The organism is Lutibacter sp., from assembly GCF_040883305.1.
Classification (GTDB): Bacteria; Bacteroidota; Bacteroidia; order Flavobacteriales; family Flavobacteriaceae; genus Lutibacter.
Map to the genome: position 1 here is coordinate 1 of NZ_JBFLKT010000074.1, position 2,905 is coordinate 2,905.

The window sequence follows — 2,905 nt, forward strand, 5'->3', positions numbered from 1 at the left end:
AGATGTAGAGAAAATATTTGGTAAACCTGTAAAAACCCCTAAAAAATAATGGCTAATGTAACCTTGCGCCAAAAGAAAATTGCAAATAGTAAATCTAGTCTTTATCTAGACTACTTCCCTCCTATTATTAGTCCTAAAACTGGAAAAGAAACCAGAAGAGAATTTTTAAAATTATCCGTTTTTGACAAACCAACATCCCTAATAGAAAAAGAACATAACAAAACTACCATAGAGTTTGCACAATTAATTAGAGCAAAAAGACTGGTTCAAATTAGAAATAGAGAATTTGGGTTTAAAGAAAATGTGGACATCAATATTAATTTTGTTGAGTACTACGAAAAAATTGTGTTGGAGTATTTTAACAAAGGCACAAATAATTATTTAAACTGGAACGCCTCCTTTCAATATTTTAAAAAATTTGTTGGAAAAACTATGAGCTCTAGAAACCTTTCCATAGAAATGGTTAAAAAATATCGTGAATTTTTACTAACTACAAATACTATAAAATCTTCAAAAAGAAAATTAGCTCAAAATACCGCTGCATCCTATTACAAACATTTCATAAATATTTTAAAGAGAGCTTATAAAGAACAAATTATTTCAATTGACCTTGCTCAACATGCTGATTACATAAAACAAGAACAAACATTTAGAGAGTATTTATCTGAGGAAGAGTTGGAAAAATTATGGAATACTGATATAAAAAAGCCACAAATAAAAAGAGCTGCATTATTTTCAGCATTGACAGGGTTGAGATTTATAGAAATTTATAATTTGACTTGGGAAATGATTTTTGTAGACAAACATCAGGGGCACTATATTCAACTAAAAGAACAAAAGACAGGAAATATTCAAAATCAACCAATTTCCGATAGTGCCATAAATATTTTAAAAAAAGAATTGACAACCAGTGGAAAAATATTTACTTCATTAAAATATTATGAAGTAGCAAAAACCGTTAAAAAATGGGTGCAAGATGCCGGAATACAAAAAAAAATAAGTTTTCACAATTTTAGACATAGCTATGCAACGTTGCAATTAGCCAATAGTACGGACATTTATACTGTTTCCAAATTATTAGGCCATAAAAATGTAGCTACAACTCAGATTTATGCAAAAGTTATAGACAAAACTAAAATTGAAGCCGCAAATAGAATAAATTTAGATCTAAATGGATTATCAGATTAATTATACCAAAACATACGATAAAATCTTCCAAGAAAGAGAAGTGTTTTTTAAAGACCAGATGGTTATAGCAAAACAACTAAACCAAACTTTCAATTATACTAGTAATTCCTTATTAACTATTTCTAATGAGTTATTAACTTCAAAACTTAATTACTTTATGGATGATCCATATCTTGAAGTAATGGTTTTATTTAACAACAGACATTCAATATATGAAGACGATCAAATTAACAATATAATAGAATATAATATTAAACCTTTTATTGCTGGGTTTGAAAATAATTCTACATATAATTTAATTGAAATAATATCTAAAATAGCTGAACTGGATGCCATAAAAGAAGCGTCTAGAATTTTCAATAATAATTATGCTCTTTATAATTTAATGTTTCAACTAAATAGCTTTACAAAATTTGAACTGGAAGATTACCACACAAATTTGGAAAGTTTACCTCTTTTTAAAAAATTACATAAGAAAATATATCCTCCTTCAAAAGGTAAAAAATTAAATGTTAATAGCAATAATAGTGCTGAAGATTTATTTCTAAATGTTAAAGAAGTAGCTGAATTGACAAATTATGCTGCTGCAACTATTTACGATTTAAAACATAAAAGAAAGATACCTTTCTATAAAAATGGAGCAAAACTGCAATTCAAAAAATCAGAAATTATTGAGTGGATGGAAAAAGGAAAAGGAACTACTAAAGATGATTTAGAAAGAAAAGCAAACGAATATTTATTAAAAAATAGCTAAAAATTGAATTTACACGTCTAATTAGCGTCTAATTAGACGTTAAAATAAAAACTATGGAAACAGGAAATTATATATGTCATTTGTGTGAAAAGGAATATGAACCAACTAAAAGAGGTATTCAGAAATTTTGTTCATCAAAATGCAGAAAAAAATACAACTATCATAAAAATATAGTGCCAAGTGATAAATCAGTTGCAACTGAAACAATATCAAAACCATCAAAAATTAAAGTAGAAGAAATGAGTCTTGCTGGTGTTGGAAATGCCGCAACTGGTGCATTACTAGCAGATGGACTAAAAGGAATAGTAAAAGCATTTCAACCAGAAGAAAATAAACTTGCAACAAAAAAAGATATTCAAGAACTTAAAAACTTCAAATATAAAAGATATTTTTTAATTCAAAATATGGAAAGAAGATATGATGGTTTCCTTCCCTATTTTGATATGACAACAAACTCTCTTATTTATTTAAGAGATCCAAATTATATCAATCCCGCAGCTAATATTTTATAAATTAAAAAAGAACTACGTTGGAGTTCTTCACTATTTTGCTATAAACAAATGGTTATCTAGAATAAAACCAAATTAGCTTACCCTATTTCAGGACTGAAGTAATTTGTTTAAATTTGGGTTGATCCAAAAATAATTGCTAAAAATCAAAACATATATTAATTAATTATTAAACTAATATTCTATTGGTTTTTGCTGTTTTTTTTAAGAAGATTAAAAATTGCGTCATTAAATAAACATCATTAGTGTTTTTTATCCCGTAAAATTTAAGGGGATAACACCATATAATATAAACATATAACTAGTTGCCAGTAATTTAAGAAAAGCCTATGATTGACTTCAAAGAAATAGACCAAAATGGAGAAGAATGGGAATTATTCTGTCGTGATTTCCTTGAACATCTTGGTTATTATATTGAAAGTACAGTCGATAGAGGTCCAGACGGAAAAAAGGA

The 2,905-nt window shown here is 27.2% G+C and carries 3 protein-coding genes; all 3 read left to right on the forward strand.

What is annotated here, in order from left to right:
• Positions 1 to 48 precede the first annotated feature (48 nt).
• The 3 genes from AB1Z17_RS02275 to AB1Z17_RS02285 are packed head-to-tail and all read left to right on the forward strand — an operon-like array spanning position 49 to position 2,454.
• Positions 49 to 1,188, forward strand: a complete 1,140-nt coding sequence (locus tag AB1Z17_RS02275; RefSeq protein ID WP_368050170.1) for a tyrosine-type recombinase/integrase — start codon at positions 49 to 51, stop codon at positions 1,186 to 1,188.
• A complete protein-coding gene (locus AB1Z17_RS02280) occupies positions 1,172 to 1,942 on the forward strand; it encodes a helix-turn-helix domain-containing protein (protein ID WP_368050171.1) in 771 nt (256 codons plus the stop codon). Before AB1Z17_RS02275 ends, AB1Z17_RS02280 begins: the two co-directional genes overlap by 17 nt.
• A 53-nt stretch (positions 1,943 to 1,995) precedes the next feature.
• Positions 1,996 to 2,454, forward strand: coding sequence for a hypothetical protein (locus AB1Z17_RS02285; RefSeq protein ID WP_368050172.1), 459 nt, complete (start codon positions 1,996 to 1,998; stop codon positions 2,452 to 2,454).
• The last annotated feature ends 451 nt before the right edge of the window (positions 2,455 to 2,905 follow it).

What these genes read in the sequence shown, in the direction of transcription:
- AB1Z17_RS02275 (WP_368050170.1), top strand. Translation starts at nt 49, where the DNA reads ATGGCTAATGTAACCTTGCGCCAAAAGAAAATTGCAAATAGTAAATCT.
- AB1Z17_RS02280 (WP_368050171.1), top strand. Translation starts at nt 1,172, where the DNA reads ATGGATTATCAGATTAATTATACCAAAACATACGATAAAATCTTCCAA.
- AB1Z17_RS02285 (WP_368050172.1), top strand. Translation starts at nt 1,996, where the DNA reads ATGGAAACAGGAAATTATATATGTCATTTGTGTGAAAAGGAATATGAA.